This window comes from Rhodanobacter sp. Root561 (assembly GCF_001427365.1).
Lineage (GTDB): Bacteria > Pseudomonadota > Gammaproteobacteria > Xanthomonadales > Rhodanobacteraceae > Rhodanobacter.
Map to the genome: position 1 here is coordinate 377,065 of NZ_LMGH01000013.1, position 26,445 is coordinate 403,509.

Here is a 26,445-nt window from a genome sequence, read left to right on the forward strand (position 1 = left end):
GAGCAACTCATGCGAACCTCCGGCCGTCAGCGGCGCTACAAGCTCAAATCCGAAATCAACGTGGTGCCCTACATCGACGTGATGCTGGTGCTGCTGATCATCTTCATGGTCACCACGCCGATGATGAAGTCCAACGTGGACGTGAACCTGCCGCAGGCCGACGCCAAGTCGCTGCAGCAGAAGAAGGACCCGGTCATCGTCACGGTGAAGCAGGACGGCCAGTTGTTCCTGACCCTGCCCGGCGCCGAGAAGGAGCTGCTGGACGCGGCGGCACTGCAGACCAAGGTCGGCGCGTTCGTGCGCACCAATCCGGACGTCAACGTGCTGGTGGCCGGCGACGACCAGGGGCACTACGGCGGCGTGGTCCAGGTGCTGGCCGACCTGCAGCAGGCCGGCGTCTCCAAGGTCGGCCTGATGGCCCAGCCGGTGCAGGGCAAGAGCACGTCCGATGGACGAAAGTAAGGCGACGCCGAAGGCGGTCGTAGTCTCCGCCATCCTGCATATCGGCATCGTGGGGTTTCTGTTCCTCGCGGTTCTGCCGTGTTCGAGTTACGAGAATTTCTTCAACGCGCTGCATCTGCCGGCGTGGATGAACCCGATTGCCTGCGCCAAGCCGCTGGAGCTGCAGGGGCCGATCATCGAGGCAACCCTGATCGGGCGCACCGGCAGCCCGCCACCGAAGGCGGTCAAGGCCAAGCCCGTGCCCGATTCCACCCCGCCGCCGCCGACCATCCCACCGCCGACCCCGCCACCGCCGGTGACCCCGCCGGTAAGCCAGCTGCCGCCGCCGCCCAAGCATGTCGACGTCAAGGACCAGGAACGCGTGGTCGAGGACGCCGCCAAGCAGGCCGAAGACGCCAGGCAGTTGCAGGAAGAAAAGGAACGCCAGCGCCAGTCCGAGCTGGATGCCGAGGCGGCGAAGAAGAAGGCCGAGGAGAAGAAGAAGCTCGACGCGCTGTTTGCCAAGATGGACGCGGCCTCGGCCCAGACCAGGCAGCTGGACAACAAGGCAAAGCAGGCGAAACAGCAGCTGGAGGACCTCAAGAACGCCCAGGATGACGGTCAGCCCGACCTGCCGGCCGCCGACCAGCGCCAGACCGGCAACAACAGCCAGAACAGCAATCTGGCCGACGAATACGCCGCGGCCATTCAGAATGCGGTCACGCCCAATTGGTTAAGGCCGGATAACATAGCGGCGCTCCCCTGTCAGGTTCATATCGTGCAATCGCCCGGTGGCGACGTGATGAGTGCCACCGTCGATTCCAGCTGTCCGTACGACGACGCAGGTCGCCGTTCGGTCGAAAACGCGGTGTTGCGCACCAAGACCCTGCCGTACAAGGGTTTTGAAAGCGTGTTCCAACGCAACCTTACCTTCACATTCAGGCCGCAATGATCAAGCCCATGCGCAAATTCAGCTCAAGCTTCGCCATCATCCTGCTGGCCGCCGTGGCCTTGTTCGCCGGTCCTGCCGCGGCCCAGTCGCTGAATGTGGACATCGTCGGTGGCGTCAAGACCGCCACCCCGATCGTGGTGGTGCCGTTTGCCCAGGCCGGCGGCGCCCCGCTGTCGACCGACGTCGCCGACGTGATGCGCAACGATTTCAACCGCTCGGGCAAGTTCCGTTCGCTGGCCAAGAGCGACATCGTGGAATTCCCGTCGAAGGGGGCCGACATCAAGTTCCCGACCTGGCGCCTGCTCAAGCAGGACTACATCGTGGTCGGCAGCATCAGGGACGCCGGCAACGGCATGGTCCAGGTCGAATACGAACTGTGGGACGTCAACAAGCAGCAGAGCCTGCTGCACCAGCAGATGCCGCCGGCGCCCGCCGGTGACCTGCGCAGCGTGGCGCACCAGATCGCCGACGTGATCTACGAGAAGATCACCGGCGTGCGTGGCGCCTTCTGGACCCGCATCGCCTATATCACCGCCGTCGGCCTGGGCAACAACACGACGTATTCGCTGCTGGTGGCCGACTCGGACGGCTACAACCCGCAGGTGGTGGCCCGTTCGCGCGAGTCGCTGCTGTCGCCGGCCTGGTCGCCGGACGGCAAGAAGCTGGCCTATGTGTCGTTCGAGAGCGGCAACTCGAACATCTACGTGCAGGACATCACCACCGGCTCGCGCCAGCTGGTGGAGTCGCACCCCCGCGGCATCAATGGTGCGCCGGCGTGGTCGCCGGACGGCAGCAAGCTGGCGGTGGCGCTGTCCTACGTGGGCAACCTCGAACTGTTCGTGCTGGACCTGGGCAGCCGCCATGAAACCCGCCTGACCAACAGCCTGTCGATCGACACCGAGCCAGTCTGGTCGGCGGACGGCCAGAGCATCTATTTCACCTCCGACCGTTCCGGCCGGCCGCAGATCTACCAGGTCCCGGCCAGCGGCGGATCGCCGCAGCGGATCAGTTTCCAGGGCCAGAACAACGCGAACGCCTCGGTGAGCTACGACGGCAAGCAGATCGCGATGGTGCAGGGCAATGGGAACGTGTATCGTATTGCCATCATGGATCGCAGCCTGGGTGACCAGGTGCGATTCCTCTCGCCGGGCCCGATTGACGAGTCCCCGAGTTTTGCTCCGAATGCCAGCATGCTGCTCTATGCCGCTACCGAAGGACGTCGCGGCGTGCTGTACGCCGTATCGGCTGACGGTCAGGTTCGCCAGCGCCTCGTACTTTCCGATGGCGACGTGCGCGAACCGGCCTGGGGGCCATACCGGCAACGATGATATTTTCATGCTGCTGCGCGAAAGTGCGGCAGCATGATGCCCAGGGATTGGGCCCGAACAGCGCCGGCAAGGCGCGTTTCGGTTTCCGGTGACGGCGCTTGTCGCGTCGAGAGCCAGTCAGGTGGATGGTGCAGGCTCACGCACCATCGATCTTTCAAGTGTCAAAATAACAGCCGGTCAACCGGCGTCAGCTGTCCCGTAATTCCCATCGTCATTGTTTGTCGGAACTCAACCCGTAAGGAACGTCACCATGAATAAGACCGTTCGCGTCGCCCTGGTTGCCCTGCTCTGCGTAGGCGCGGCCGCTTGCTCCAAGAAGCAGGAAGTCAAACCGCAGCCGGCTCCGGAGCAGGCTGCTCCCGTGCAGGCACCCGTCTCTGACGGCAAGTACACCCCCGCCGATCTCGATACCGATGCCTGCCTGCGTCAGCGCGTCGTGTACTTCGACTTCGACAAGACCGAGATCAAGCCGGAGTTCCAGCAGATCATGGCGTGCCACGCCAAGTACCTGCAGGATCGCCCGATGTCGCACATCCGTCTGGAAGGCAACACCGACGAGCGCGGCACCCGCGAGTACAACCTCGGCCTCGGCGAGCGTCGTGGCAATGCCGTTTCCGACGCGCTGCAGGCCAATGGCGGCCAGGCCAGCCAGCTGGAAGTGATCAGCTATGGCAAGGAAAAGCCGGTTTGCCGTGAGCACAACGAGGATTGCTGGAGCAAGAATCGTCGCGTCGAGATCGTCTACACGGCGCAGTAATGATGAAGCGACTGGCTAACAGCTTTGCAGCCAGGATCAGCACGGCGGGCGCCATCGCGTCCGCCGTGCTGTTCGCGTTCCCGGCTTTCGCGCAGGACTCCCGGTTGAGCCTCGCCGATCGTGTCGCGCGGCTGGAACAGCAGGCACAGAACAAGGACCAGTCCGGCACGGGCATGGTCAACCAGATGCAGCAGTTGCAGGCCCAGGTGCAGCAACTGCAGGGTCAGGTCGAGGAACTGCAGCACCAGCTGCAGACGCTCGACGACAAGAACAAGGCCCAGTACACCGATCTCGATGCCCGGCTCGGGCGTCTGGAGTCGGGTGGCGCGGGCGCGGCGCCCGGCGCCGGCAACCCGGCGGCAGCGGCCGCGGCCGCGGGCAGCCCTGCCGCAGGCGCCAGCGCGAATGTGCCGGCAGCAGCGGCCGCCGGCAACGCTCCGGCGGTCGCAGCCAGCGCGGCTGTAGCCGCAGGCGATCCGGCGGCGGCGCAGGCGGCTTACGACGTGGCGTTCAAGGCGATCCGCGGCGGCAATTACGTGGAAGCATCGCGCGAGTTCCGCAGCTTCATCCAACAATTCCCGAATCATCCGCTGGTTCCCAACGCCTGGTACTGGCTGGGCGAGTCGTACTACGCCACCACCAACTACCCGGTGGCGCTGGAGTCGTTTCAGCAGCTGCTGAGCCAGTTCCCGCAGAGTGACAAGGCGCCCGACGCCCTGCTCAAGGTGGGTTACAGCCAGCTCGAGCTGAAGAAGAGCGACGAGGCCAGGGCCACGCTGACCCAGGTCACCACGGAGTACCCGGGTTCCAAGGCGGCCAGCCTGGCGAAGGAACGTCTGCAGCGTCTGCAACTGCAGTCGGGCAACTGAGTCCCGCGGCGATGAGCGGTCATGACGCGCAGCAGGCGTCGGCGACGCCTGCCGTGGCCGTCCCGGAGCGGCTGCGCATCACCGAAATCTTCCATTCGATCCAGGGCGAAGCCGACGCGATCGGCTGGCGAACCGTGTTCGTGCGCCTCACCGGCTGCCCGCTGCGTTGCGTCTGGTGCGATACCGAATATTCGTTCCATGGCGGCGACTGGCACGGGATCGACGAGATCCTGGCCGAAGTCGCCTCGCATGGCGCGCGGCACGTCTGTGTCACCGGCGGCGAGCCGCTGGCGCAGAAACGCTGCCTGATCCTGCTGCAGCGCCTGTGCGATGCCGGCTACGAGGTGTCGCTGGAGACCTCGGGCGCGCTGGACGTCTCCGCCGTCGACCCCCGCGTGCGCAAGGTGATGGACCTGAAGGCGCCCGGCTCGGGCGAAAGCGCGCGCAACCTGTGGTCGAACCTCGATCACCTGCTGCCGCACGACCAGATCAAGATCGTCATCGCCAGTCGCGAAGACTACGAGTGGTCATGCGCCGTGCTGGCCGAGCACAGCCTGGCCGATCGCTGCATGGTGCTGTTCTCGCCGGTCTGGGGCAAGGTCGAGCCGCGCGAACTGGCCGAGTGGATCATCGCCGACAGGCTGCCGGTGCGCTTCCAGCTGCAGCTGCACAAGCTGCTGTGGAATGACGCCGCCGGGAGATAGTTTTCTGCGCCCGCCCGGGGCGCGGGAAGCGGGAACGGCCATCGGTGGCCGGACCCTGCAACGAACATCGCGCGCCGGCCTGTGTTGCCGGTGGCGCTTTCCGGCCGGTGACCGGTCGTACCCCGTGGATGCAAACCATGTCTGAAAATTTCCCCCGCAAGGCCGTCGTACTCGTTTCCGGCGGCATGGATTCGGCCGTCGTCATCGCCATGGCTCGTGAACAGGGCTATCAGGTGCACGCGCTGAGCGTCTCCTATGGCCAGCGCCATCATTCGGAACTGGCGGCGTCCGACCGAGTGTCCAGCATGCTGGGTGCGGTCGAGCACAAGACGGTGGGCATCGACCTGCGCAGCATCGGTGGCTCGGCGTTGACCGCCGACATCGACGTGCCGCTGGATGCCGCGGACGCCAGCGCCATCCCGGTCACCTACGTGCCGGCGCGCAACACCATCATGCTGTCGATCGCGCTGGGCTGGGCCGAGGTGCTGGGTTCCAGCGACATCTGGTGCGGCGTCAACGCGGTCGACTATTCGGGTTACCCCGATTGCCGCCCGGCCTTCATCGAGGCGTTCGAGCAGCTGGCCAATCTGGCGACCAAGGCTGGCGTCGAGGGCGCCGGTATCCATGTCCACGCGCCACTGATGCGCATGAGCAAGGCTGACATCGCCCGCGAAGGGCAGCGCCTGGGCGTGGATTTTTCCGCCACGGTCAGCTGCTACCAGGCCGACGACGAGGGCCGCGCCTGCGGACATTGCGACGCCTGCCGCCTGCGCGCCCAGGGCTTTCGCGAGGCCGGGCTGGCTGATCCCACGCGCTATGCGTGATCCGGCCGCGGGGCGCTTGCTTGTGCGCTTGCCACGCAGCCCGTAAAATTGATCGCTTGAGTTTTCAACGATGGGTCGTTAGCTCAGTTGGTAGAGCACTGGACTTTTAATCCATTGGTCCCGGGTTCGAATCCCGGACGACCCACCAGTTTTCAGAGCGCCCTGCGGGGCGCTCTTTTTTTGCGCGTCGACATCGTGATCACCGGCCGGCGCGGGTGCTGGTCCACGCCGACATCATCGCGCTGCGCAACTGGGGTGGCGAGACCGGCTTGTACAGCAGCGGAATGTTGGCCGCGATGATGTCGCGCAGGTGGTCGACGCGGGTCTCGCCGGTGACCAGCAGTCGTGCGAACGGCGTGTCGCCGTCGCGCTGGTAGTGCTGGTCGAGCGCGGCGAACAGGTCCATGCCGCGGGTGCCGCCGCGCAGCTGCAGGTCGCTGATCACGATGTCCGGCGGGCCGGGCCAGTTCTCGACGGCCTCCATCGCCTGCAGGCGATCCTCGGCCACCTCCACCTCGCAGCCCCAGCTGCGCAGCAGGAAACGCACGCCGGAGAGAATGGCCGGGTCGTCGTCCACCACCAGCACCCGCTTGCCGCTGAGATCGACCGGCATCTCGTGGGGCGCCATCGATTCCCCGGGGCTGGCGTGGGCGGTCGGCAGGCGGAAATGGAACACGCTGCCGCGACCGAGCCGGGACTGCACCCGCACTTCGGTGTCGAGCCGCACCGCCAGCCGCTGCACCGTGGCCAGTCCCAGTCCGAGGCCCGATTGCGAGCCGTCGTCCAGTCCGGCGTCGGCGCGATCGTCGATGCGGTAGAACTCGTCGAACACGTTGGGCAGGTGTTCCGGCGCGATACCGCTGCCGGTGTCCCAGACCTCGATGCGGACCAGCCCGTCACCGCATCGGCGGGCACCGATCAGCGCGCCGCCATGATGGGTGAAGCGCAGCGCATTGCTGACCAGGTTGTTGAGGATGCGGCTCAGCATGGTGCGGTCGCTGCGGACCCACAGCCGGGTCGGATGGATGAGCAACTGCAGCCCGCGCTGCTCGGCGACCATGTCGAAATTCCGGGCGACTTCGGCAAACACCTGGGCCAGCGGGAACTCGCTGATCTCGACCTGCACCGCGCCGGTCTCCAGTCGCGACAGGTCGAGCAATTCGTTGAACAGGTGGTCGAGCGACTGCACGCATTCCTGGATATGGGCGATGCGGTCCAGTTGTTCCGGCCGCTCCTCGTCGACGCTGAGCGCGGAGGAGAACAGTGTCAGCGCATAGAGTGGCTGGCGCAGGTCATGCGAGGCCGCGGCCAGGAAACGCGACCGTGCCAGGCTGGCGGCTTCGAGTGCGGCGTTCTTGTGCGCCAGTTCCCGCGTCGCCTGTTCGATCTGCTGGCGCATGCCGCTCTGGATGTCATGCAGCGCGGCGGCGGCATGATTGAAGCCCTGTTGCAGTTCGCCGATTTCCGTGCGGTCGGTCACCGGCACCTCGACCGGCCGGTCGCCGAGCCCCAACTGATGCACGGCGCCGGCAAGGTGGCGCAATGGCGCACTGATCCAGCGCGCCGCCTGCCACGCGAGCACGCCGGCGAGCAGCAGGCTGACCAACAGGGCGATCAGCGCGTGACGCAGGCTGGCACGCTGCATGGCAATGGCCTGGTGCAGGCTGACGTCCACCCGCACCGAACCTTCGGCCACGCCGCCGGGCTGGTCGCGGTCGATCATCTCGCGCACCACGGTGAGGACTTCCGCCGGCTTGCGGTTGCCGTCGAGCTCGTTGTGGTCGGCGAGGATCTGGCCGGCGCCGCTTCGTATCTGCACCCGGATGACATGCGGCAGGTCGCCCACCGAGTCGGCGATGCGGCTCAGCTCGCGCAGCTGCATGTTGCGCAGCGGCTGCAGGCTGATCGAGGCGGCCTGGGTGGCGATGGCGTCGGCATTGCTCCGGGCCATCTCGCGCAGGTTGACCAGTTGGCGTTGGGCCAGGAAGGCCGCCAGCAGGGCGGCGGTGATCAGGGCGGGCATCAGGGCCACGAAGGCCATGCGCTGCATCAACGACCGGCGTTGCCACAGTCGTTTGGGCCAGGAGTCAGCCGCCATGTCCATCCGTCCCGTCTCCCATCGCGCGTCGCGGACCGATGGGCATTGATGCCGGGCCCGAGGTGCTGCCGGTTGTCCGGTGTCACACTAGCGCGAAATGGGGCGGCTTGGCAGCTGCCGCGATCCGTTTCAGTCCAGCGGGAATCGACGCTGGCGCCGGCGCCGGGTCATGCGCTCGATCAGCAGGGGCAGCAGGGCGAGCAGGGCGATCGCACCCAGTGGCAACAGCACCTCGCGGTGCAGGAACAGGCCAAGGCCGAGGCTGTCGCTCTGGCTCATCGCGTCGCCAAGCCCGGCGCCGATCGAGGTTTCGAAGATCAGCGAGACCGTGCCGCCCAGCCAGCTGGCGCCCAGGAACAGCCACAGCGGGCAGCGCAGCCAGGCCAGCGCCACCGTGACCGCGCCGAATGGCACGACCGGAATGAAGCGCAGGAACAGGGTGTAGCTGACCGGGTGCCGCTCGAAGCCATGGTGCAGCCGCGCCACGATGGCCGGCGGCTGGCGGCTGCCCGGACCGAAGGCGTAGCGGCTGGCCAGGAACAGGATCAGCGATCCCAGGGTCAGTCCCAGCGATGAATACAGCGTGGCGTCGACCACCCCGAAGGCGAAGCCGCCGGCCAGGATCACCACGATGGTGCCGGGGATGCCGGTGGCCACGGTCAGCGTCAGCAAACCGGTGAAGGCCAGCCGGCTCAACCAGGGGTGGTCATCGATCTGTGCATGCAGGCTGGCATGGTTGGCCAGCAGCCGGTGCGGCGTCAACTGGTCCAGCGAGCCGGAGGCGAACAGCACGACGCCGGCCAGCACCAGCAGCACCAGCGGCAGCGTGGCGCGCCAGCGGCTCAATACGGTGTGCCGCTGGCGCCGTATGTGGCCAGTACCGCACGGGCCTGGTCGCGCAGGATGTCGCGGCGGACCGAGATGTTGCGGCGCTCGAGTTCGCCGATCCAGTCGGCCGGCAGCGGGCCTTCGTCGAAATCGGTCAGCTCCTCCACGTCTTCGGCGCGCGCGCCGATCAGCAGTTCGTCGATGCCGGCCCACACGCTGGCGCCATAGCACTGGCAGCACGGCTGCGAGCTGGTGGCCAGCACGTAGTGGCCGCCGTCCTCGTTCAGCCGATGCCGGCTCAGTCGCTGCTGGGCGATCATGATCACCATCATTTCCGCGTGCGCCACCGAGCAGCTCTGCGGCACCACGCGGTTCACGCCCACGGCGACCAGCCGGCCGCTGTGGTTGTTGAACACGGCCGCGCCGAACGGACCGCCGCCGCCGCGCTCGACGTTCTGTCTCGACAACTCGATCGCCAGGCCGACGCGTTCCTCGTCACTCTGGTAACGCCTGTTGGTATCCACCACGTCGCCGATCCACGGCGGCAGGGTCAGATGGATTTGCAGGGGCAACATGCGGTTCTCCGTTTACTGGCCAGCGGCCCGGGCCCAGACGTCGCGCAAGGTCACCGTGCGGTTGAACACCGGAGCCTCGGCGCGATGGTCGACGCGGTCGGCCACGAAGTAGCCCAGGCGTTCGAACTGGAAGCGCTGTTCGGGCTCGACACGGGCCGCGGCCGGCTCCAGCCACGCCTGCACCACGCGCTTGGCGTCGGGGTTGATGTGGTCCAGCCAGGTCTTGCCGTCTTCCTCGTTGTCGGGCGCGGGCACGCTGAACTGGCGGTCGTACAGGCGCACCTCGGTGGCCACCGCGTGCTTCGCGCTGACCCAATGGATGGTGCCCTTCACCTTGCGGTCGGCGCCGGGCAGGCCATGGCGGGTTTCCGGGTCCAGCGTGCCGTGCAGCGCGATGACGTTGCCGTCGGCGTCCTTGATGATGTCGGTGCACTTGACGATGCCCACGCCGCGCAGGCGCACTTCGCCGTCGGGCTTCAGGCGATGGAAGCCTTTCGGCGGCACTTCGGCGAAATCGTCACGCTCGATCCACACCTCGCGGGCGAACGGCACCTCGCGCGTGCCGAAGCTCTCGTCCTTGGGATGGTTGGCGAAGCTCAGTGTTTCCTCGTGGCCTTCGGGCAGGTTGGTCAGCACCAGCTTCAGCGGGTCGAGCACCGCCATGCGCCGCGCCGCGGTGGCGTCCAGGTCCTCGCGGATGCAGCCTTCGAGCACGGCGTAGTCGATCACGCTGTTCTGCTTGCTCACGCCCAGCCGCTCGATCAGCAGGCGCAGTCCGGCCGGGGTGAAGCCGCGGCGGCGCAGGCCGCGCAAGGTGTTCATCCGCGGGTCGTCCCAGCCGTCGACGAAGCCGTCGCTGACCAGCTGGGCCAGCTTGCGCTTGCTGGTGATGCAGTAGCTGAGGTTGAGCCGGGAGAATTCGATCTGGCGCGGCTTGGCCGGCTGCGTGGGCAGGCCCGCGGCGAGCAGCGGCTGCCACAGCTGCGGATGGTTCGGCAGGTCGACCTTGTCGACGAACCAGTCGTACAGCGGGCGGTGGTCCTCGAACTCCAGCGTGCACAGCGAATGGGTGATGCCTTCCAGCGCGTCGGACAGGCAGTGCGCGTAGTCGTACATCGGGTAGATCGGCCACGCGTCGCCGGTGTTCTGGTGGGCGATCTTGCGCACCCGGTAGATCGCCGGGTCGCGCATGTTGATGTTGCCCGAGGCCATGTCGATCTTCGCGCGCAGGGTCTTGCTGCCGTCGGCGAATTCACCCGCGCGCATGCGCGCGAACAGGTCGAGGTTCTCTGCCACCGAGCGCTCGCGATACGGCGAATGGCGGCCCGGCTCGGTCAGCGTGCCGCGGTACGCGCGCATCTGCTCGGCGTCGAGGTCGTCGACATAGGCCACGCCGTCGGTGATCAGCTTGCACGCCGCCCGGTAGAACACCTCGAAGTAGTCCGAGGCGTGGCGCAGCTCGTGCCATTCGAAGCCGAGCCAGCGCACGTCGTCCTTGATGCCCTCGACGAATTCGGGGTCTTCCTTGCCCGGGTTGGTGTCGTCCAGGCGCAGGTTGCACCAGCCGCCGAATTCCTTCGCGATGCCGAAGCTCAGGCAGATCGCCTTGGCGTGGCCGATGTGCAGGTAGCCGTTCGGCTCCGGCGGGAAGCGGGTGTGGATCGCCGTGTGCTTGCCCGAAGCGAGGTCGTCGCGCACGATCTGCCGGATGAAATCCTGGGGTGCCGCGGCCGGCGGCGGGGCGGGTGCGGCGGCGGGCTGATCGGTCGACATCGGGCTGTGGCTCACGGACGGTGGTGGAAACGTGCAAGTTTACCCTGTCACCGTGATCGGGGCAGGGCGGCCGGCTTGCCCCGCGCTGCCGTGCGGGTTAGCGTGCAGCCCATGCACATCGTCTATCGCGCCGAGAACCTGTTCGATGCCCATCTGGTCAAGGATGCGCTGGAAGCCGGCGGCATCCCCGCGTTCATCGCCGGCGAGTACCTGACCGGCGCGGTGGGCCAGTTGCCGGCGATGGATTACATCGCGGTGATGGTGCCCGAGGCCGCGCTGGCCGACGGCCAGGCCATCGTGGCCGGGGTCGAGATGCAGCTGAGCGAAGCGCGCGAAGCGATGCGCGACGACGAACTACCCGGCGAGCCGCTGCCCCTGCCGTGCTGAGCTCTGCTTCACGGCGTGAATTCCCGAGGAAACGACATGCATGAACTCGCCGCGCTGATCCGCGCCGTGCCCGACTTTCCGCGCGCCGGCGTGGTGTTCCGCGACGTGACGCCGCTGCTGGCCGATGCCGCAGGCTTCGTCCGCTGCATCGATGCGCTGGCCGAACCGTGGCTGGGCCGCGGCGTGCAGGCGGTGTGCGGGATCGAGGCGCGCGGCTTCATCTTCGGCGCGGCGCTGGCGCAAAAACTGGGCGCGGGCTTCGTGCCCTTGCGCAAGCCCGGCAAGCTGCCGCCGCCGGTGATCGCGGTGGACTACCAGCTGGAGTACGGCACGGATCGGCTGGAAGTGCAGCGCAACGCGATCCGCCCGGGCGAGCGCGTGCTGCTGGTCGACGACGTGCTGGCCACCGGCGGCACGCTGGCCGCAGCGCGGGAGCTGGTCGGGCAACTGGGCGCCGAGCTGGTCGGCGCCAGCGTGGTGATCGAACTGGACGCGCTGCGCGGGCGCGAGCGCTGGCCCGGCGGCGAGCCGCTGCACGGCCTGCTGCACTACTGAGTGACGGTGACGCTTTCGACGTAGATCAATTCGCAGGCGCCGCCACCGGTGTCGTCGCGGGTCATCGAGGTGTTCCAATGCCAGCCGTCCGCCCGGCTGGCATCGACCAGGAAGCCCTCGATGTGCACCACCTGGCCCGGCCGGATCAGCTCCAGCTGGTGCTTCACGTCCTCGTCGGCCGGGATCATGTGCATGTTGGCGCTGGAGGTTTCGATCTCGCGGCGCGGTATCGGGAAGTCCTTCACGTGCCAGTAGTAGAAGCGCCCGGACTGGCTGATGTCGATGCCGGCCAGCACGGTGCTGTCGGACATGCGGCCCCAGCCCAGCGCCAGGTCCAGCGGCACCAGGTCGCCATCGCGGGAGCCCGAATAGCCCTTGCGCGACAGCACCCGCGCGGTGATGTCGAAGTGGGCGCGTGTCTGCAGGCTGACGCCGTCGCGTTGTAGTAGTGCGCCTTGGTCCAGATCGACCTGCTGCGGCGCCTCGGAGGCCAGCACGCCCGGCCCGGTTTCCACCGCGGCATGCTGCCGGTGCGCCAGCACGAACAGCAGGGCCAGCAGCACCGCGGCGGCGATCAGCAGTTTGCGCATCGTCAGGGGGTCCGTGGTCGGCTGGCTGCTTGCGTGGATGATGGATGCCGGCTTGCGTCCGGCCGTTCGGCGTCAGCCGGCGGAGACCCTGGCCGCCGGCGGCGTCGCCGCGGTGTGCGCGTCCAGCAGGTCGGCGGGCAGCTCGCGCAGCACGTCGGCGAGGCGTTTCAGGAAGGCGTCCATCGCCGAACTCTTGCGCCAGACCATCGCGATGCGCCGGCTCGGTGGCGTTCCCCGGAACTCGATCAGGTGCAGGTTATCCAGCGGCGCCACCGGCGGCTTCACCGCGGTCACCGGCAGCAGGGTGATGCCCACGTTGGCCGCCACCATCTGGCGCAGGGTTTCCAGGCTGGTGGCGCGGAAGCCGGAGTGTTCGCCCGCGCCGGCCATGTGGCAGACCTCCAGCGCCTGGTCACGCAGGCAGTGGCCGTCCTCCAGCAGCAGCAGGTTCTGGTGGGTGAGGTCGGCCAGCTTCAGCTGGCCCTGCTTGTGCGCCAGCGGATGCGCTTCGGACACCGCCAGCAGGAACGGTTCCTCGAACAGGAATTCCTGGTGCAGGCTGTCCTCGTGCAGCGGCAGGGCGAGGATGCCGGCGTCGAGCTTGCCCTCGTGCAGCAGGCGCAGCACGGTCTCGGTCTTCTCCTCGACCAGCAGCAGTTCCAGTCGTGGGAAGGCCTTGCGCACCAGCGGCAGCACATGCGGCAGCAGGTACGGCCCCAGCGTGGGGAAGATGCCCAGCCGCACCGTGCCGGATTCCGGGTCCAGCGTGCGCCGGGCCACGCCGCGGATCTGCTCGATCTCGTTGAGCACGTTGCGCGCGCGCATCGCGATGTCGCGGCCGACCTCGGTCAGCAACACCTTGCGCGGCGTGCGCTCGACCAGCGGCACGCCCAGCTCGTCCTCCAGTTTCCTGATCTGGGTGGACAGGGTGGGCTGGCTGACGAAACAGGCATTCGCGGCGCGCCCGAAATGACGGTGCTCGGCCAGGGCCACCAGGTATTGAAGGTCGCGCAGATTCATCGCTCATCCCGGTACGACAATAGCCAGAATCTATGGGCGAGATGGTAACAATCAATTGGAGCAATGCAAGAAGGCTCGGTACGCTGTGCGCCATTGATCTCGTGACACCCCGCGCGTCGGAGTCCCCTCCCTCTCCCCCGCAGGCGCGCGGGCTTCCCCGGCCGGCCATGAAGTCCGCTTCATCGCCGGTTTTTTTTGGGCCCGTGCCAGGCTGATGCCCGGCCATGCCTTCTGGCACTGGGTCGAAGGTCATGGCGGCTCTAGCTTGGGGATTCTCCACAACCCAGGGAAACCACCATGCGCCGTCTCGTCCGCCCGCTCCTGCTTACCGCGCTCGCCACTTGTTGTGGCGCCGCGTTTGCCGCCACCGCCGACCAGGCGCCGCAGGGTCGCCTGCCGGGCTGGGCGGTGCCGCAGTCGTACCAGCTGGCGTTCAAGGTCGATCCGGCGCAGCAGGACTTTTCCGGCACCACCACGATCAAGGTCAAGCTGAACCAGGCCTCCGACCACCTGTGGCTGGATGGCGCCGAACTGAAGGTGTCGAAGGTGACGATCACCGATGCCGCCGGCAAGACGCACGCGGGCAAGTACGTCAACGTCGACCCGAAGGCGGGCGTGGTGCGGGTGGATTTCGGCAGCACGCTGAAGCCGCAGGACCTCACCGTGAAGTTCGAGTACAGCGCGCCGCTCAACCAGCAGCTGCAGGGCCTGTACAAGGTCACCGCCAAGGGCCAGCCGTATGCGATGACGCAGATGGAGCCGATCAGCGCGCGCTTCGCCTTCCCCGGTTTCGACGAACCCGGCTTCAAGACCCCGTTCGACATCAGCATCACCGTGCCCGACCACGAGAACGTGGTGGCCAATACCAAGCAGGTGAAGGAGCAGCCGGCCGGCAAGGGCTGGAAGACCGTGACCTTCGCCCAGACCCAGCCGCTGCCGACCTACCTGGTCGCGTTCGCGGTCGGCCCGTGGGACATCGTGGACGGCCCGGACATCTCGCCCGACGCCTACCGCAGCGAACCGCTGAAGCTGCGTGGCATCGCCGCCAAGGGCGAAGGCCATCGCATGGAACACGTGCTGGGCGAAACGCCGAGCATCATCCATGCGCTGGAGAACTACTACGGCTTCGGCTATCCGTTCGGCAAGCTCGACCTGCTGGCGGCGCCGGATTTCGAGGCCGGCGCGATGGAGAACCCGGGCCTGGTGACGTTCCGCGACTGGCTGCTACTGCTGGACAAGGATTCCCCGGCACGCAACGTGCAGGGCTCGTTCAACGTCAACGCGCATGAGCTGGCGCACCAGTGGACCGGCGACACGGTGACCACCGCGTGGTGGAACGACATCTGGCTCAACGAGGCGTTCGCGACCTGGATGCAGCAGAAAGTCACCATGCAGGTGCATCCGGAATACCGCGCCGACCTCGACCGCGTGCGCGGCGCGCAGGGCGCGATGAGCAACGACAGCCTGGTCAGCGCGCGCAGCATCCGTCAGCCGATCTCCGGCAACGGCGACATCATGACCGCGTTCGACGGCATCACCTACCAGAAGGGTGCCAGCGTCATCGCCATGTTCGAGAACTACGTGGGCGAGAAGACCTACCAGAAGGGCATGCGGGCGTACATCCAGAGCCAGAAATTCGGCAACGCCACCGCCGACGACCTGGTCTCGGCGATCGCCACCGCGGCCGACAAGGGCGACGCGTTCAAGCATGCGTTCAAGAGCTTCCTCGACCAGTCCGGCGTGCCCTACGTGGCCACGAAGCTGGAGCAGAAGGATGGCAAGACCGTGCTGCAGCTGAACCAGAGCCGCTACCTTCCGCTGGGCAGCAGCGGCGACGCCAAGCGCATCTGGGGCGTGCCGGTGTGCGTGCGCTACGGCACCGTCGATGGCAGCAAGGTCGCCTGCGACATGCTCGACCAGGCCACCGGTTCGATGGAGCTGCCCGGCGCCAGCAAGTCGACCTGGGTGATGCCGAACGCGAACGCCAGCGGCTACTACCGCTTCAGCCTCGACAAGGACGGGCTCGACCGCCTGATCAAGCAGGTCGGCACGCTCAGCGACGCCGAGCAGCTGGCCTACGCCGATGCGATCAACGCCAGCTTCCGCCGTGGCGATCTGGATGCCGGCCAGGTGCTGGCGGCCATGCAGCCGCTGACCGGCTCGAAGATCCGCGAAGTGGCCACCGTGCCACTGGGCACGGCCAGCGGTCTCTACCATCGCATTGCCACCACCGATGCCCAGCGCGCCCGTCTGGCCGCATGGGCAAAGGCCGCCTACCTGCCGCGACTGGAGCAGCTCGGCTATCAGCGCAAGGCGGGCGAGCCGGAAGACGATTCGCTGATGCGCAGCAGCCTGGCCAGTTCGCTGGCGTTCGACTTCAAGTTGCCCGAAGTGCGTGCGGCCCTGCTCAAGCAGGGTGATGCGGCGTTGAAGCCGACGGCGGATGGCCACCTGAACCTGGCCGCGGCCGATCCCGACCTGCTTGGCGATGCGCTGGGCGTGGCGGTGCAGGAACACGGCAAGAGCGCGGTCGATGCGCTGATCGCCGAGTTGCCCAAGACCAGCGATCCGGCCTTGCGCAACGGCATCCTCGGCGGCCTGGCCAGCGTGGAAGATCCGGCACTGGCCGAACAGGTGCGCAACTTCGCGCTGACCAAGCCGGTCAAGGTCGGCGAGATGGGCATGCTGCTGCGCGGTGGTCGCGATACGCAGGCCCAGCGTGACGCGATGTGGAACTGGTTCACCGCTCACTACCAGCAGATCCTCGATCGCACCGGCAGCTTCTCCGGTGGTCGCCTGCCGTCGCTGGCCGCCGGTGGTGGCTGCTCCACCGCCGAGTACGATCGCCTGCAGGCGTTCTTCAAGACCCGCGAAAAGGACGCTGCCGGCATCGGTCGTGGCCTGGCCCAGACCGGCGAATCGATCCAGCTGTGCAGTGCGCTGACGGCGAAGCAGGACCCGGCCAGCATCCTGCGCTAAGCGGCAACGAGGTATCCGCCGCCGGCACGGCATCGTGCCGGCGGCGCTTTTTTATCCGGGCGTGCCCGCCTCTGGCGTGCTCGGCTCTTTCGGCAAGCCGGCTTCCATCCAGCCGTCGATGAACACCTCGAGGGCCAGTCGCGCGGGCGGCACGATGCCGGCCTCGCGCACGAAGGCGGCGGCGGACTGGATCAGCAGTTGTCGCGACTGGCTGGAAGCCTGTCGTGCGGCGGCTTGTTGCTGGCGCAATTGCACGATATGCGGCGACGGCTGCCCGGGCCTGGCGAACTTCTGGTGGCGACGCAATTCGTCGGCGACCTGCCCGGTGTCGAACGCTGCCTTCAGCACGGCCTTGCGTGCATGCAGCAGGCGAACCAGCTGGCTGGCCGCCGGTGAGGGCCGGGCATCGACGCCCGGGGTCCGCAGGATCGCGGCCAGTTCGGGCGAACAGGAGGCAGGGCAGCTTCCACCGGCGACGAATTGCTCCAGGTCGCGCAGAAAGGCAGCATGGTGGAACGGTTTCGGCGTGGCCATGGCAAACCTTCGCTGGGGAAGCGGCGACGATACGTGCTTGCACCGCCATCCGCCACGCGTGCCCGCAAGACATGTTCCATCCGCCGTATCCGTTCACACCCCGGGCGGCGGGACCGCGATAAAATTGCTCCGTTGCACCGATGTGCGCCCGGGCCCTGTTCGGGACCGGCGCCGTCCTTCAACCCACATCTCCATCGGCATCGCCTACAGGGGGCTTGATGATCGAGCTGGAAATCCAGGGGCTTTCGCAAAGTCGCGAAGGCCTGCTCATCGAAGTTGGCCGTTTCATTCTTGCCAGCGGTTTCACCTTGCAGCGCCAGCGTCTGGTGCAGGACCCCCATGGGACACTGTTGACGATGGTGGTGCGCGGCTCGCCGCGCAAGAAGCGCGAACTGGAAGCGGCGCTGGAAGGTTATGACCGCTTCGTCAGCTTCCGGATCACGCCGTTCGTGGAGGGCGAGGAGCAGCCGCATTTCGGCGCCACGGTGAAGCGGGCGACCTATCTGCCGCCGCCGGCGCCCGAGCCGGTCACGCCTGTCGCGAAGGTGGCGGCGCCTGCACCGGCGCCCGTCGCTTCGCCTGCCGCATCGCCATCGAGAGAAGTGCTGACGGACGAGCCCTTCGCGGTGGCGCCGATCCTGGCCCGGCCCGCGAAGACCGAAGCCGTGCAGGCCGAAGCCGTGCAGACCGTTCCGGCGGCGCCGCCTGCGCCAGCGGAGCCGGACTTCGAGTTCATCCTGCCCACCACGCGTGCGCCGGCGCCACCGCCTGTCGCATCGGTGGAGGCGAATCCCTTCGTCGACGTGGTGGCCCTGGACGCGGACGAGAGCGCGGTCGACAAGGCGCTGCAGTCACTCGAATACGACTATCCGAAACTGATGCCCAGGCTGCTGGCATTGAGCGCCTCGGTGCCGGACGGCGCGCGCGAATCCTCGCTGGCGCTGGCCGGCCAGCGCGCCGGTGCGTGGGTGTTCGCGCGGGAATACGCGATGGATGGTGGCCTGGGCCTGACCGATGCACTCGAGCGCATCGGCACGCCGGCCTTGCGGGCGCTGGTGGAAGTGGATCAGCAGGGGTCGCAGCTGCACATCCTCGACAGCCCGCTGTGCACGGAGCAGGGCCACTCCGGCTGCAGCTTCTTCAGCGGATTCCTCGAAGGCTTGCTGGGACCGGTCATTGCGCCGGGGAGCCTGTCGATCTTTCCGGTGTGTTGCCGCAGCTACGGCGCGGACGAATGCGTGCTGGCGATTTCGGACTGATCGGGTCCGCCGGTCGCCGCGCAGCGGACTGCTGATCGCCGGCATTTCAAAAACCGGTGGCTCGCGCGTCTCACAGGTCAACTCGGCATGACGAGGCGGACCGATGCGCATCGAACAAATCAGCAGGACGACCCGCTTGTGGACGGAGGCCGTGCGCAGTCGCTGGTCGCTGCGCCAGGCCTCCGGTGACGGACGCTGGCAGCTGGCCCTGCACATGACCAGCTGGCTGCGGCTGTGCATCCGCCAGACGCAGTGGTTGCGCTCGCTGCATGCGCGCGAGGCGATGTGGCGGGCGGCGCAGGCCGATCCGCGGCTGTACGAGCGCTGGCACCGGCCCTACATCTCGACGCACTTCAACCCCGCCGCGCGCCGTCGCATCGTCAATGCGCACTACGATTTCGTGATGCGACGCTTTCCCGCATGGCTGGCCGAACGCCTCGTGCTGGGTGGTGGCGCGCGCCTGACTACGCTGCGGCTGGAGGATGCGGCCGACGTGCACCTGCACCTGCGCAAGCCTTCGCGCGCCGACGCGGGCGAGCTGAGCCTGTTGCTGCTCAGCGACGACAAGGACGTGCTGGCCTCGTGCATCCTGACCTTCGATCGGCGCGACAGCGTCACCATCGGGGCGTTGCGGGGCGCGGGCCCGCATGCGCCGTTCGAGGCGACGCGGGAATTCATCCGGGGCAGCCACGGCCTGCATCCGAAGGACCTGCTGATGTCGCTGGTGCGCGAGCTGGCGGCGCTGCATGGGCTGAAGCGGATTCGCGCCGTCACGGCGGCAGCCTGCGTCGGCCAGTCGGGTGCGGATGCCGACGGTGCGGACGTGGAAGCTGCCGCCAGCGGCGATGCGTTCTGGGAAGCACAGGGCGGCGTGAGCGCCGGCGCAGGCTGTCATGCGTTGCCGTTGTCGCTGATTCCCGCGCCGTGCGCCGAAGGTCCGCGCAGCCGCCGCGAAAAGCAGCAGCGCAGCGAAGCCTTCCGGCGGGAAGCCGGTGACGCCTTCGCGGCCGCGTTTCGGCGATCGACCGGAGCGCTGCCTGCCGCCGCGGAAACCGCGGAGTCGCGCGAAGGCGCGGCGACGCCGGCCCAGCGATTTCGCGGCGGCGAGAAACACCCGGCCGCTTCCGCCGGCCTGCTGGTTGCCGGTCCATGACGCGCGCGCGGCGGAAGCTAGAAGTGGAAGGTTCCGTTGAACAGGACCAGCCGGCCCTGGCGCACCGGCACGAACGACGACTCGGCGTTGATCGCGTACAAGGTGCCTCCGAAAAGATTCTTCACGCCCAGCGTCAGCGTCCAGGGATCGGCATACCAGCTCAGGTTCGCCTCCGCGCTGAGCTGGCTCGGCATGCGGAAATAGCCGTCGTCCTCGGTGCGTCCACTGGTGCTGCTGCGCCCGAACACGCCGCCGGCCACGCCCCAGGATTGCAGGGCAGGGCGCTGGAAGCGGTAGCTGGCCCAGGTGTTCCACTGGTGCCGCGGCGCGCCGTACGGAGCACTGCCGTCGTGGTTGCGGATGCGCGCGCCGGTATAGCTGGCCGAGACATCCAGCCCCGGCAGGACCTGGCCGTCGAATTCGATCTCCACGCCGGTGTTGGTCTGGCCCGGACCCGGCACGGCAAAATGCGGCGCCTCCGGCGCTACCTGGCTGATGCTGTGGTCCAGCCGGATGCGGTACCAGGCCAGCGTCAGCCTGGCGCGCTGGTCGAACAGGCCGACCTTGCTGCCCAGTTCGAGCTGGTGCGACACCGACGGCGGCAGCGGGCGACCGTCCTCGCCCAGCAGGGCATCGGCCTGGAAACCGGTGTTGCTGGACGCGTAAAGCGACACGCCGGGGCTCGGCTGATAGACCACGCCCAATCTCGGTATCCATCTCGACTGGCGCAGCGCGGGCATCGCCGCACCCGTCAGCTCGTAGGTGGCGTGGCGCACCGTGGCCAGCACATGCCATGACTCGCCGATCGATACCTGGTCCTGCGCGAACAGCCCGAGCTGGCTCGACCACGATCCGCCCAGCGGACGGGTCTGGACGACGACGGTGTTCTTCGCCGACGCGAACGGCTGGAAGTCGTCAGCCTGCAGGTCGGCGTTGACCGCTGCGCCGGTGACCAGCGCGCTGGGCTGGTTGCCGTTGCCGGTGCGGGTGCGGGCATAGTCCACGCCCAGCAGCACGTCGTGCACCAGCAGGCCCTGCTCGAAACTTGCCGCCAGTTCGTTCTGCAAGGTGTAGAACGCGTCGGAATAGCGATAGCTGCTGGCCTGCGCCTCGCTCAGGCCGAAATGCTGGGTGTCGGAGAACGCCCAGGCCTGGCCGCTGCTGCGCTGGCTCACGTACTGTCCGCGGCTGCGCAGGCTCCAGTCGTCGCCCAGTGCCTGCTCGACCATGTAGAACGCACGCCGCGTGCGGAATCGCGCATGGTCGTCGGGGTTGCCCAGCAAGCGGTCGAATGGCGACGCGCTGGCCAGCGACTGCCCGAGCAGCACCGTGTGGTCCGCAACCGGCACGCGGTTGTCGACGTATTCCAGGCCGAACAGCCACCGCGTGGTGTCGTCCTGCCAGCCGATGGAGGGCGCGAAGTAGCCGCTGCGCTGGCCGCGATAGCCCTGCGCCGTGCGCTCGGCGCGATTGCCGGCGGCGACCCAGCGATAGGTGAGCCGGCCCTGTTCGTCGAGCGGACCGGCCAGGTCCACGCCCAGGCGGCTGCCGTCGCCCTGGCCGGTGGAGAACGTCAGCTGGCGCACCGGTTCGGCCTGCGGCCGCTTCATCACGATGTTCACCGAGCCGCCGAAATTGTTGTCCACCGACGACTCGCCGAGGATCGTCTCCGGGCCCTTCAACACCTCGACCCGCTCGATGCCGATCAGCGGCGGCAGATCCTCGATGCGCGCCACGCCGTTGGGCATGCCGTCGGTGAGGCCGTTGCCGGTGGTGAACCCGCGGATGCGGAACAGCGGCGGGCCGCCGAAGCCATCCACATAGTCCACGCCCGCCACGTGGCGCACCACGTCGGCCACCTCGAACGCCTGGCGGGAATCCATCAGGTCGCGCGTCACGATGCTCACCGACTGCGGCAGGTCGGCCAGCTCCGCGTCGGTGCGGGTGGCGCCCCGCGTGCTGTCGGCCAGGAATCCCCAATCGCCCAGCACCAGGCCGGAGACCCGCACGGTATCCAGCACCGAGACGATCGGCACATTCGGCTTGGTGCCGCGCAGCGGACTTTCGTAGGAAGTCGCCGGGCTGAACTCGCGCTGGTGCACCACCACCGTGCGGCTGCCGATCACCTCGTAGTCCAGGCCGGTGCCCTGCAGCAGGTGGTCCAGCGCCGCTTCCACCTTCAACCTGCCGGAGGTGCCGGTGCTGCGCCGCCCAGCGATCGCTTTGCTGGAGGCGAGTATCTGCACGTCGGCCTGGCGTCCCAGCGCCATCAGCGCATCGGCCAGCGGCTGCGAGGGTATCGAGAAGCTGGTGCGCTCGGCTTTCAGAGTCGGTGCGCCCGAGGCAACGGCAACGCCGGCGAAACCGGTCGCCGTGATCCATGCCAGGCCAACGCCGAATGCACGCTGCATCCGCTTCGCGGACGTCATCTGCAACACCTGCGTCCGTCGCCGCGACGCCATTTACGTTCCGCCATCCTGCCCACCGTGCGTGCGAACCATGGTCAGGAGCGTGGCCGGTGGAAATCGGGCCGGGCCTTCGCCTCGAACATTTCCACCACCCACGCTCCCGGCTCTCAGGGCTTTCCGGTGCCCGAAAGCACCACGTGATCGGCAAACGCGCTCACCTGCACGGGAAAAACGTGCGGCAAGGCATCGACCCAACGGCCAATGTTAGTCGTGTTGACGGTGCCGGTGAACCTCAGCTCGCCCAGGCGCGGATCGGCCAGCTGCACCGGCTGGCGGCTGTAGCGATTGACGTCGACCAGCACGGTCGACAGCGGTTCGTCGACGAACTCCAGCCGATGCTGGCGCCACGTCGCCGCGTGTTCCGGCGCGATCGTGCTGACGCTGAGCGCGCCACTGACCGGGTCGTACTCGGCGCGCTGGCCTGCCACCAGGTCCAGCCGGCCGGAGGGCAGGTCCGCACCGTCCGCGGCGCCGTTCGCCGGGGACAGCCGCACCCGTCCTTCGGTCACCGTCACGCTGACCCGCTGGCCGGTACGCCGCACGTTGAATGCGGTGCCGAGATCCTCGATGTGCAGGGGGCCGGCCGTCACCACGAACGGACGCTCGCGGTCATGCGTGACGGTGAAGAACGCCTCGCCGGCGCGCAGGTCGATGTCACGCCGGTGCTGCGCATAGCGGGTGGTCAGGCTGGAGGCCGCACCGAGTTCGATGGCGGTGCCATCGGGCAACTGGATGGCCCGATCCTCGGCCACCGCGCTGGCGTATTGCTGCGGCAGCGGGGAGTGATCCGGCCCGCCGCGCAGCATCCACCAGCCGCCCAGCAGCGCCACGCCGACCACGGCCGCGGCCGCGGCGGCCGCCAGCGGACGATACGACCGCTTCGTGGCGCGTGGCGCGAACTCGTCGATCAGCTGCTGGCGCTGGCTGGGCGAGGCGTCGGCAGCCAGCTCGCCCAGCGCGTTGAGCTGGGCGAAGGTCTGGGCGTTGCTGGGATCAGCCGCCATCCATGCACCCCAGCGCTCAAGCAGGTCCGGGGACGGTTCGGGATCGCGCAACTGGGTCCACCACAGCGCCGCCGTGCGCGTGGTTTCCTCGTCGAATCCGGTATTGGTGGCCATTACGGCGTCTCCATTGCAAAACAGCGTTCACGGCAGTGCGCCATGGCCCGGCTGACGTGGTAGCGGACCATCCGTTCGCTGAGCTTCATCTCGGTGGCGATCGCGGAAAACTCGCGGCCTTCCAGCACGTGCAGCACGAACGCCTGGCTGCACTTGGCCGGCAACTCGCGCAGGGCGGCCTGCACCTTCTTCCATTGCTGGCCGGCCCACAGGTGCTGCTCGGGCAGCGGCGCGGCGTGCAGATCCTCGCTGGCGGGCGGGGGCGACAGGTTGGCGCGCACCACGCGCTTGCGCAGGTAGTCCACCGACTGGTTGATCGCCATGCGGAACAGGAACGCCCGCGGCGTTTCCAGGTGGCCCAGGTCCTTCATGGTCAGCAACTTCACGTAGACCTCCTGCGCGATCTCCTGCGCGTCGCTGCGCGAATTCAGCCGGCACTGCAGCAGGGCCACCAGCGCAGCGTGATGCTCGCGATACAGCGCCGCCACCACCTCGCCATGAGTGGGCGCGGGGTCGAACTGCAGGTCGTCGTGGCGCGAGAGGTGTTCCATAAAACTGTGCGGACCGTCCATCAGGGTACTCATGGCGCGCTTGCGCTTGCCGCGGCTGTCGATTGCAGGCCTAGACGCGCCAGCCGGGCAAAATTGAAATGGCGCCAGAAACAAATGGGTATAGGCTTCACCACTTTCCATGGCAGGCGCCCCGATGAACGCTGTCCACGGCCAGACACCCGGCAAGGTACCGGAAGTCACCCTGCTGTTCTGGGTCATCAAGATCGCCGTCACCACGCTGGGCGAAACCGGTGGCGACGCGGTGTCGATGTCGATGAACCTGGGCTACCTCGTGGCGACCGCCATCTTCGCCGCGGTGTTCCTCGTGGCGGTGGGCGTGCAGATCGCCGCCACGCGCTTTCGTCCCTGGGTGTACTGGGCGGCGATCATCGCCACCACCACGGTGGGCACCACCCTGGCGGATTTCGTGACCCGCTCCCTGGGCATCGGCTACGCGGGCGGCAGCACGCTGCTGCTGGTGCTGCTGCTCGCCTCGCTGGCAGTGTGGCACCGCACGACGGGCACGGTGTCGGTCGAGTCGGTGAGCACGCCCCGATCCGAGATGTTCTACTGGACCACGATCATGTTCTCGCAGACGCTGGGCACCGCGCTCGGCGACTGGACGGCGGACACCGCCGGCCTGGGTTACCTGGGCGCAGCGCTCATCTTCGGCGGCTTGCTGGTGGTAGTCGCCGGCGCGCACTTCTGGACCCGGGTCTCCTCCACGCTGCTGTTCTGGACAGCCTTCGTGCTGACGCGGCCGTTGGGGGCTGTGCTTGGCGACTTCCTGGACAAGCCGCTGGCGTCCGGCGGGCTCGCCTTGAGTCGTTATTCCGCGTCGGTGGTGCTGCTGGTCTTCGTGGGGGTCTGCGTCATGTTTTCAGGCAAGAGAGCGGCTGGCGCGAGTCATTGAGGATGAGGGCTCGCGTTGTGAAGGCGGACTTCATCGGACTCGTATTTTCGAGTTTTGAAGCAAGAGCATTCGTCTGCCTGCGGCAGCCGAGCCACCTTTCCCTGGGACCAAAATGAACCGACGTTTCCACGTGGCGCACGGCCTAGTCACCTGAGTGGTGTCGTTCGAGCGTGAAAGATCGCCGAACCTCGCTCATAAGGCGGCTTGCGCACACTGCGAACGTGCAGCTGTTATCACCATCAATTGTGGGAGATAAGACATAGCACCTCGATTTGTGAGATATGCAAAGTCACCCCCAGTCGTCCGAGCCGCTCACGTCATCCCTCAAGCCCTTGCCAAACCGGACAATCTGCTCGCTTGACGGGTTCCCTTCGAAAGCTGAACATCCGTTGCATATGCCCCGATATGGGGTCTACTAAGCGTTAGACCTATGGGCCCACTCTTCTCACTTGCTATTGTGGTTCTCGTCGGCCTGTTGGTCTTTGGCGTTGCTTTCGGCGTCGCGCGTGTTTTTCATCTGCCGCTCATCGCTCTTGTAATGGCTTCCGCGTTCGTTGTTGGCGGGGCCGTGGGCAGCGCGTTCTTTGGGTTGATCTCTTGGTTCATCATCGGCGCCACAACTCTCACGTCACACTGGCAAGTCTTCAGCTACCTCACCATGCTTGCAGCAAGTGCAATATTCGGCGGCCTCTGTCTAGTGCTGCTCTTTTTGGGCATCGTGCGGCGGTCTAACAGTTCGTTCAAGGCGGACGCGCAAAAAGCGCTCGCCGCTTAACTTCAGCGTTAGCCACCACAGCAAGACCTACCTAATGCCAAAATTTCAAGTCGGCGATCGCGTCTACGTGCCAGCGAGCGTTCTGCCCGAAGGCGACAGAGACATCTTTGCCATGCGGCGCTGCGAGGTTGTTGCAGCAAGCGATAGATCAATCCAAGTACGGCTACCTGACGGAACCTCCTCACAAACCATTGGCTCATCGAAAGCCCATCACTCACTTGGCATCGCCCTCGTGTCGATAGGCGACTTTCAGAGTGAAGATGGGCTCATAAACCCCCTCAGTAAGAGCCTCTTGCAGTTCTGCCGACTTTTGCTGCCAGACGATCACATCTCAAGCGTCAAAATTCGAGCGATTGGTGAGTTCGGCGAGTGGTGGGCAATACATCATGCCGCCTATACCCACATCATCTTGATTGGTCACGGAGATAAGACGGCCATCTACTTCGGCGTAGGCGGCGCACGTCTTCCAATTTCATTCGATCGGCGCCTTTCCAAGCACAACACAAGCCCAAAGCTGTTTGTTTCGCTCTGCTGCGAGACCGGTAAAGCGCCGTTTGCTAGAGACTTCTCAAAGCTGCCATTTTGCAGGGCTCTCATAGCGCCGGAGAAGTCAATTCATGGCGCTGTGGCTTCACAGTATTTGCAGACGTTCCTTAGTCTTCATCTACTTCAAGGAAAGTCCACAAAGATCGCGTTCAACATCTCAAACTCATTGGTGCCTGGAAATGATCGCTTCGCAATGTGGGCTGCGGGTACCAAGCGCAAGTGATGGCTAACAGTTCGTTCAAGGCGGACGGCTTCGCCGCTGCTTAACTCAAGCGTTAGGCAGCACAGGGGGCTTCCTATGTCGTCCAACATAGATCGATATAAGAAAGACTTCGAAAAATTGTGTCATCACGACGTCCCCCCGCATTGAGTAGCAGGAAGGTTTAGAGTCCGGGGTCACTTTAACTGTTTCGCGTAGGCGGCAGGTGTCAAGCCGCCCAACGCTTTC

The 26,445-nt window shown here is 66.7% G+C and carries 25 protein-coding genes and 1 tRNA gene; 16 read left to right on the plus strand and 10 right to left on the minus strand.

All coding sequences use genetic code 11. The features are described from left to right. The first annotated feature begins 9 nt into the window (after positions 1-9). From tolR to ASD55_RS13940, 8 genes are all read left to right on the plus strand, one after another. Positions 10-462 carry a protein TolR gene (gene tolR, locus ASD55_RS13905; protein WP_007808412.1) on the plus strand — a complete coding sequence of 151 codons (453 nt, stop codon included), beginning with the start codon at positions 10-12 and terminating at the stop codon, positions 460-462. Beyond that, positions 449-1,393, plus strand: coding sequence for a cell envelope integrity protein TolA (gene tolA / locus ASD55_RS13910; protein ID WP_056717261.1), 945 nt, complete (start codon positions 449-451; stop codon positions 1,391-1,393). Before tolR ends, tolA begins: the two co-directional genes overlap by 14 nt. Then, positions 1,390-2,721 carry a Tol-Pal system beta propeller repeat protein TolB gene (gene tolB / locus ASD55_RS13915; RefSeq protein ID WP_200946195.1) on the plus strand — a complete coding sequence of 444 codons (1,332 nt, stop codon included), beginning with the start codon at positions 1,390-1,392 and terminating at the stop codon, positions 2,719-2,721. Before tolA ends, tolB begins: the two co-directional genes overlap by 4 nt. 250 nt (positions 2,722-2,971) lie before the next feature. Beyond that, positions 2,972-3,478 carry a peptidoglycan-associated lipoprotein Pal gene (gene pal / locus ASD55_RS13920; protein WP_056717260.1) on the plus strand — a complete coding sequence of 169 codons (507 nt, stop codon included), beginning with the start codon at positions 2,972-2,974 and terminating at the stop codon, positions 3,476-3,478. Continuing rightward, complete coding sequence (ybgF, locus tag ASD55_RS13925) at positions 3,478-4,347, plus strand: tol-pal system protein YbgF (protein ID WP_056766943.1); 870 nt, start codon at positions 3,478-3,480, stop codon at positions 4,345-4,347. Before pal ends, ybgF begins: the two co-directional genes overlap by 1 nt. Positions 4,348-4,358: 11 nt before the next feature. Next, entirely contained in the window at positions 4,359-5,051 is a 693-nt protein-coding gene (gene queE / locus ASD55_RS13930) for a 7-carboxy-7-deazaguanine synthase QueE (protein WP_056766946.1), read from the plus strand. Between the two features lie 137 nt (positions 5,052-5,188). Next, on the plus strand, positions 5,189-5,875 hold the full coding sequence (gene queC / locus ASD55_RS13935) for a 7-cyano-7-deazaguanine synthase QueC (RefSeq protein ID WP_056767014.1): 687 nt from the start codon (positions 5,189-5,191) through the stop codon (positions 5,873-5,875). A 72-nt stretch (positions 5,876-5,947) separates the two neighbouring features. Then, positions 5,948-6,023 (plus strand) — tRNA-Lys (locus ASD55_RS13940). 51 nt (positions 6,024-6,074) lie between these two features. Here the strand turns inward: ASD55_RS13940 and ASD55_RS13945 are convergent. The 4 genes from ASD55_RS13945 to ASD55_RS13960 form a co-directional block, all read right to left on the minus strand. Continuing rightward, a complete protein-coding gene (locus ASD55_RS13945) occupies positions 6,075-7,973 on the minus strand; it encodes a hybrid sensor histidine kinase/response regulator (protein ID WP_235577824.1) in 1,899 nt (632 codons plus the stop codon). Positions 7,974-8,102: 129 nt separating this feature from the next. Further along, positions 8,103-8,819: a VTT domain-containing protein gene (locus ASD55_RS13950; protein WP_056766950.1), complete on the minus strand. Its 717-nt coding sequence runs from the start codon at positions 8,817-8,819 to the stop codon at positions 8,103-8,105. Continuing rightward, positions 8,816-9,376, minus strand: coding sequence for a nucleoside deaminase (locus ASD55_RS13955; RefSeq protein ID WP_056717255.1), 561 nt, complete (start codon positions 9,374-9,376; stop codon positions 8,816-8,818). Before ASD55_RS13955 ends, ASD55_RS13950 begins: the two co-directional genes overlap by 4 nt. A 12-nt stretch (positions 9,377-9,388) precedes the next feature. After that, positions 9,389-11,149 (minus strand): glutamine--tRNA ligase/YqeY domain fusion protein, encoded by a 1,761-nt coding sequence (locus ASD55_RS13960; RefSeq protein ID WP_056766952.1) that lies wholly within the window; start codon positions 11,147-11,149, stop codon positions 9,389-9,391. A gap of 111 nt (positions 11,150-11,260) precedes the next feature. On the opposite strand from ASD55_RS13960, the gene ASD55_RS13965 reads away from it, so the two are divergent. Together ASD55_RS13965 and ASD55_RS13970 are read left to right on the plus strand one after the other, a co-directional pair. Next, positions 11,261-11,536 (plus strand): DUF2007 domain-containing protein, encoded by a 276-nt coding sequence (locus ASD55_RS13965; protein WP_056717253.1) that lies wholly within the window; start codon positions 11,261-11,263, stop codon positions 11,534-11,536. 36 nt (positions 11,537-11,572) lie between these two features. Further along, positions 11,573-12,091, plus strand: coding sequence for an adenine phosphoribosyltransferase (locus ASD55_RS13970; RefSeq protein ID WP_056766954.1), 519 nt, complete (start codon positions 11,573-11,575; stop codon positions 12,089-12,091). Here the strand turns inward: ASD55_RS13970 and ASD55_RS13975 are convergent. Further along, the gene (locus ASD55_RS13975) at positions 12,085-12,681 is read right to left on the minus strand and encodes a hypothetical protein (RefSeq protein WP_056766956.1); all 597 of its coding nucleotides are present in this window, start codon (positions 12,679-12,681) and stop codon (positions 12,085-12,087) included. The genes ASD55_RS13970 and ASD55_RS13975 overlap by 7 nt on opposite strands. Before the next feature lie 72 nt (positions 12,682-12,753). Then, positions 12,754-13,701, minus strand: coding sequence for a DNA-binding transcriptional regulator OxyR (gene oxyR / locus ASD55_RS13980; protein ID WP_056766957.1), 948 nt, complete (start codon positions 13,699-13,701; stop codon positions 12,754-12,756). Between the two features lie 297 nt (positions 13,702-13,998). Here oxyR and ASD55_RS13985 point away from each other — a divergent pair, with 297 nt between their 5' ends. Next, entirely contained in the window at positions 13,999-16,680 is a 2,682-nt protein-coding gene (locus tag ASD55_RS13985; RefSeq protein ID WP_056766959.1) for a M1 family metallopeptidase, read from the plus strand. Between the two features lie 51 nt (positions 16,681-16,731). Here ASD55_RS13985 and ASD55_RS13990 read toward each other — a convergent pair whose 3' ends face one another. Further along, positions 16,732-17,214 (minus strand): hypothetical protein, encoded by a 483-nt coding sequence (locus ASD55_RS13990; protein WP_056717248.1) that lies wholly within the window; start codon positions 17,212-17,214, stop codon positions 16,732-16,734. 218 nt (positions 17,215-17,432) lie between these two features. Here ASD55_RS13990 and ASD55_RS13995 point away from each other — a divergent pair, with 218 nt between their 5' ends. Both ASD55_RS13995 and ASD55_RS14000 read left to right on the plus strand, forming a co-directional pair. Beyond that, positions 17,433-18,473, plus strand: a complete 1,041-nt coding sequence (locus ASD55_RS13995; RefSeq protein ID WP_056766961.1) for a hypothetical protein — start codon at positions 17,433-17,435, stop codon at positions 18,471-18,473. A 103-nt stretch (positions 18,474-18,576) separates the two neighbouring features. Continuing rightward, positions 18,577-19,626, plus strand: coding sequence for a DUF535 family protein (locus ASD55_RS14000; protein ID WP_056766963.1), 1,050 nt, complete (start codon positions 18,577-18,579; stop codon positions 19,624-19,626). A 17-nt stretch (positions 19,627-19,643) separates the two neighbouring features. Here the strand turns inward: ASD55_RS14000 and ASD55_RS14005 are convergent, their stop codons facing one another. The 3 genes from ASD55_RS14005 to ASD55_RS14015 form a co-directional block, all read right to left on the minus strand. Next, complete coding sequence (locus ASD55_RS14005) at positions 19,644-22,055, minus strand: TonB-dependent receptor (protein WP_235577825.1); 2,412 nt, start codon at positions 22,053-22,055, stop codon at positions 19,644-19,646. 146 nt (positions 22,056-22,201) lie between these two features. After that, entirely contained in the window at positions 22,202-23,212 is a 1,011-nt protein-coding gene (locus ASD55_RS14010) for a FecR domain-containing protein (RefSeq protein WP_056766965.1), read from the minus strand. Beyond that, positions 23,212-23,796, minus strand: coding sequence for an RNA polymerase sigma factor (locus ASD55_RS14015; protein WP_235577826.1), 585 nt, complete (start codon positions 23,794-23,796; stop codon positions 23,212-23,214). Before ASD55_RS14015 ends, ASD55_RS14010 begins: the two co-directional genes overlap by 1 nt. Before the next feature lie 121 nt (positions 23,797-23,917). Here ASD55_RS14015 and ASD55_RS14020 point away from each other — a divergent pair, with 121 nt between their 5' ends. The 3 genes from ASD55_RS14020 (at position 23,918) to ASD55_RS18525 (ending at position 26,220) form a co-directional block, all read left to right on the plus strand. Next, entirely contained in the window at positions 23,918-24,676 is a 759-nt protein-coding gene (locus ASD55_RS14020) for a hypothetical protein (RefSeq protein ID WP_056717244.1), read from the plus strand. Between the two features lie 430 nt (positions 24,677-25,106). Then, positions 25,107-25,451, plus strand: a complete 345-nt coding sequence (locus ASD55_RS14025) for a hypothetical protein (protein ID WP_056717243.1) — start codon at positions 25,107-25,109, stop codon at positions 25,449-25,451. Between the two features lie 34 nt (positions 25,452-25,485). After that, the gene (locus ASD55_RS18525; RefSeq protein WP_157599014.1) at positions 25,486-26,220 is read left to right on the plus strand and encodes a hypothetical protein; all 735 of its coding nucleotides are present in this window, start codon (positions 25,486-25,488) and stop codon (positions 26,218-26,220) included. The last annotated feature ends 225 nt before the right edge of the window (positions 26,221-26,445 follow it).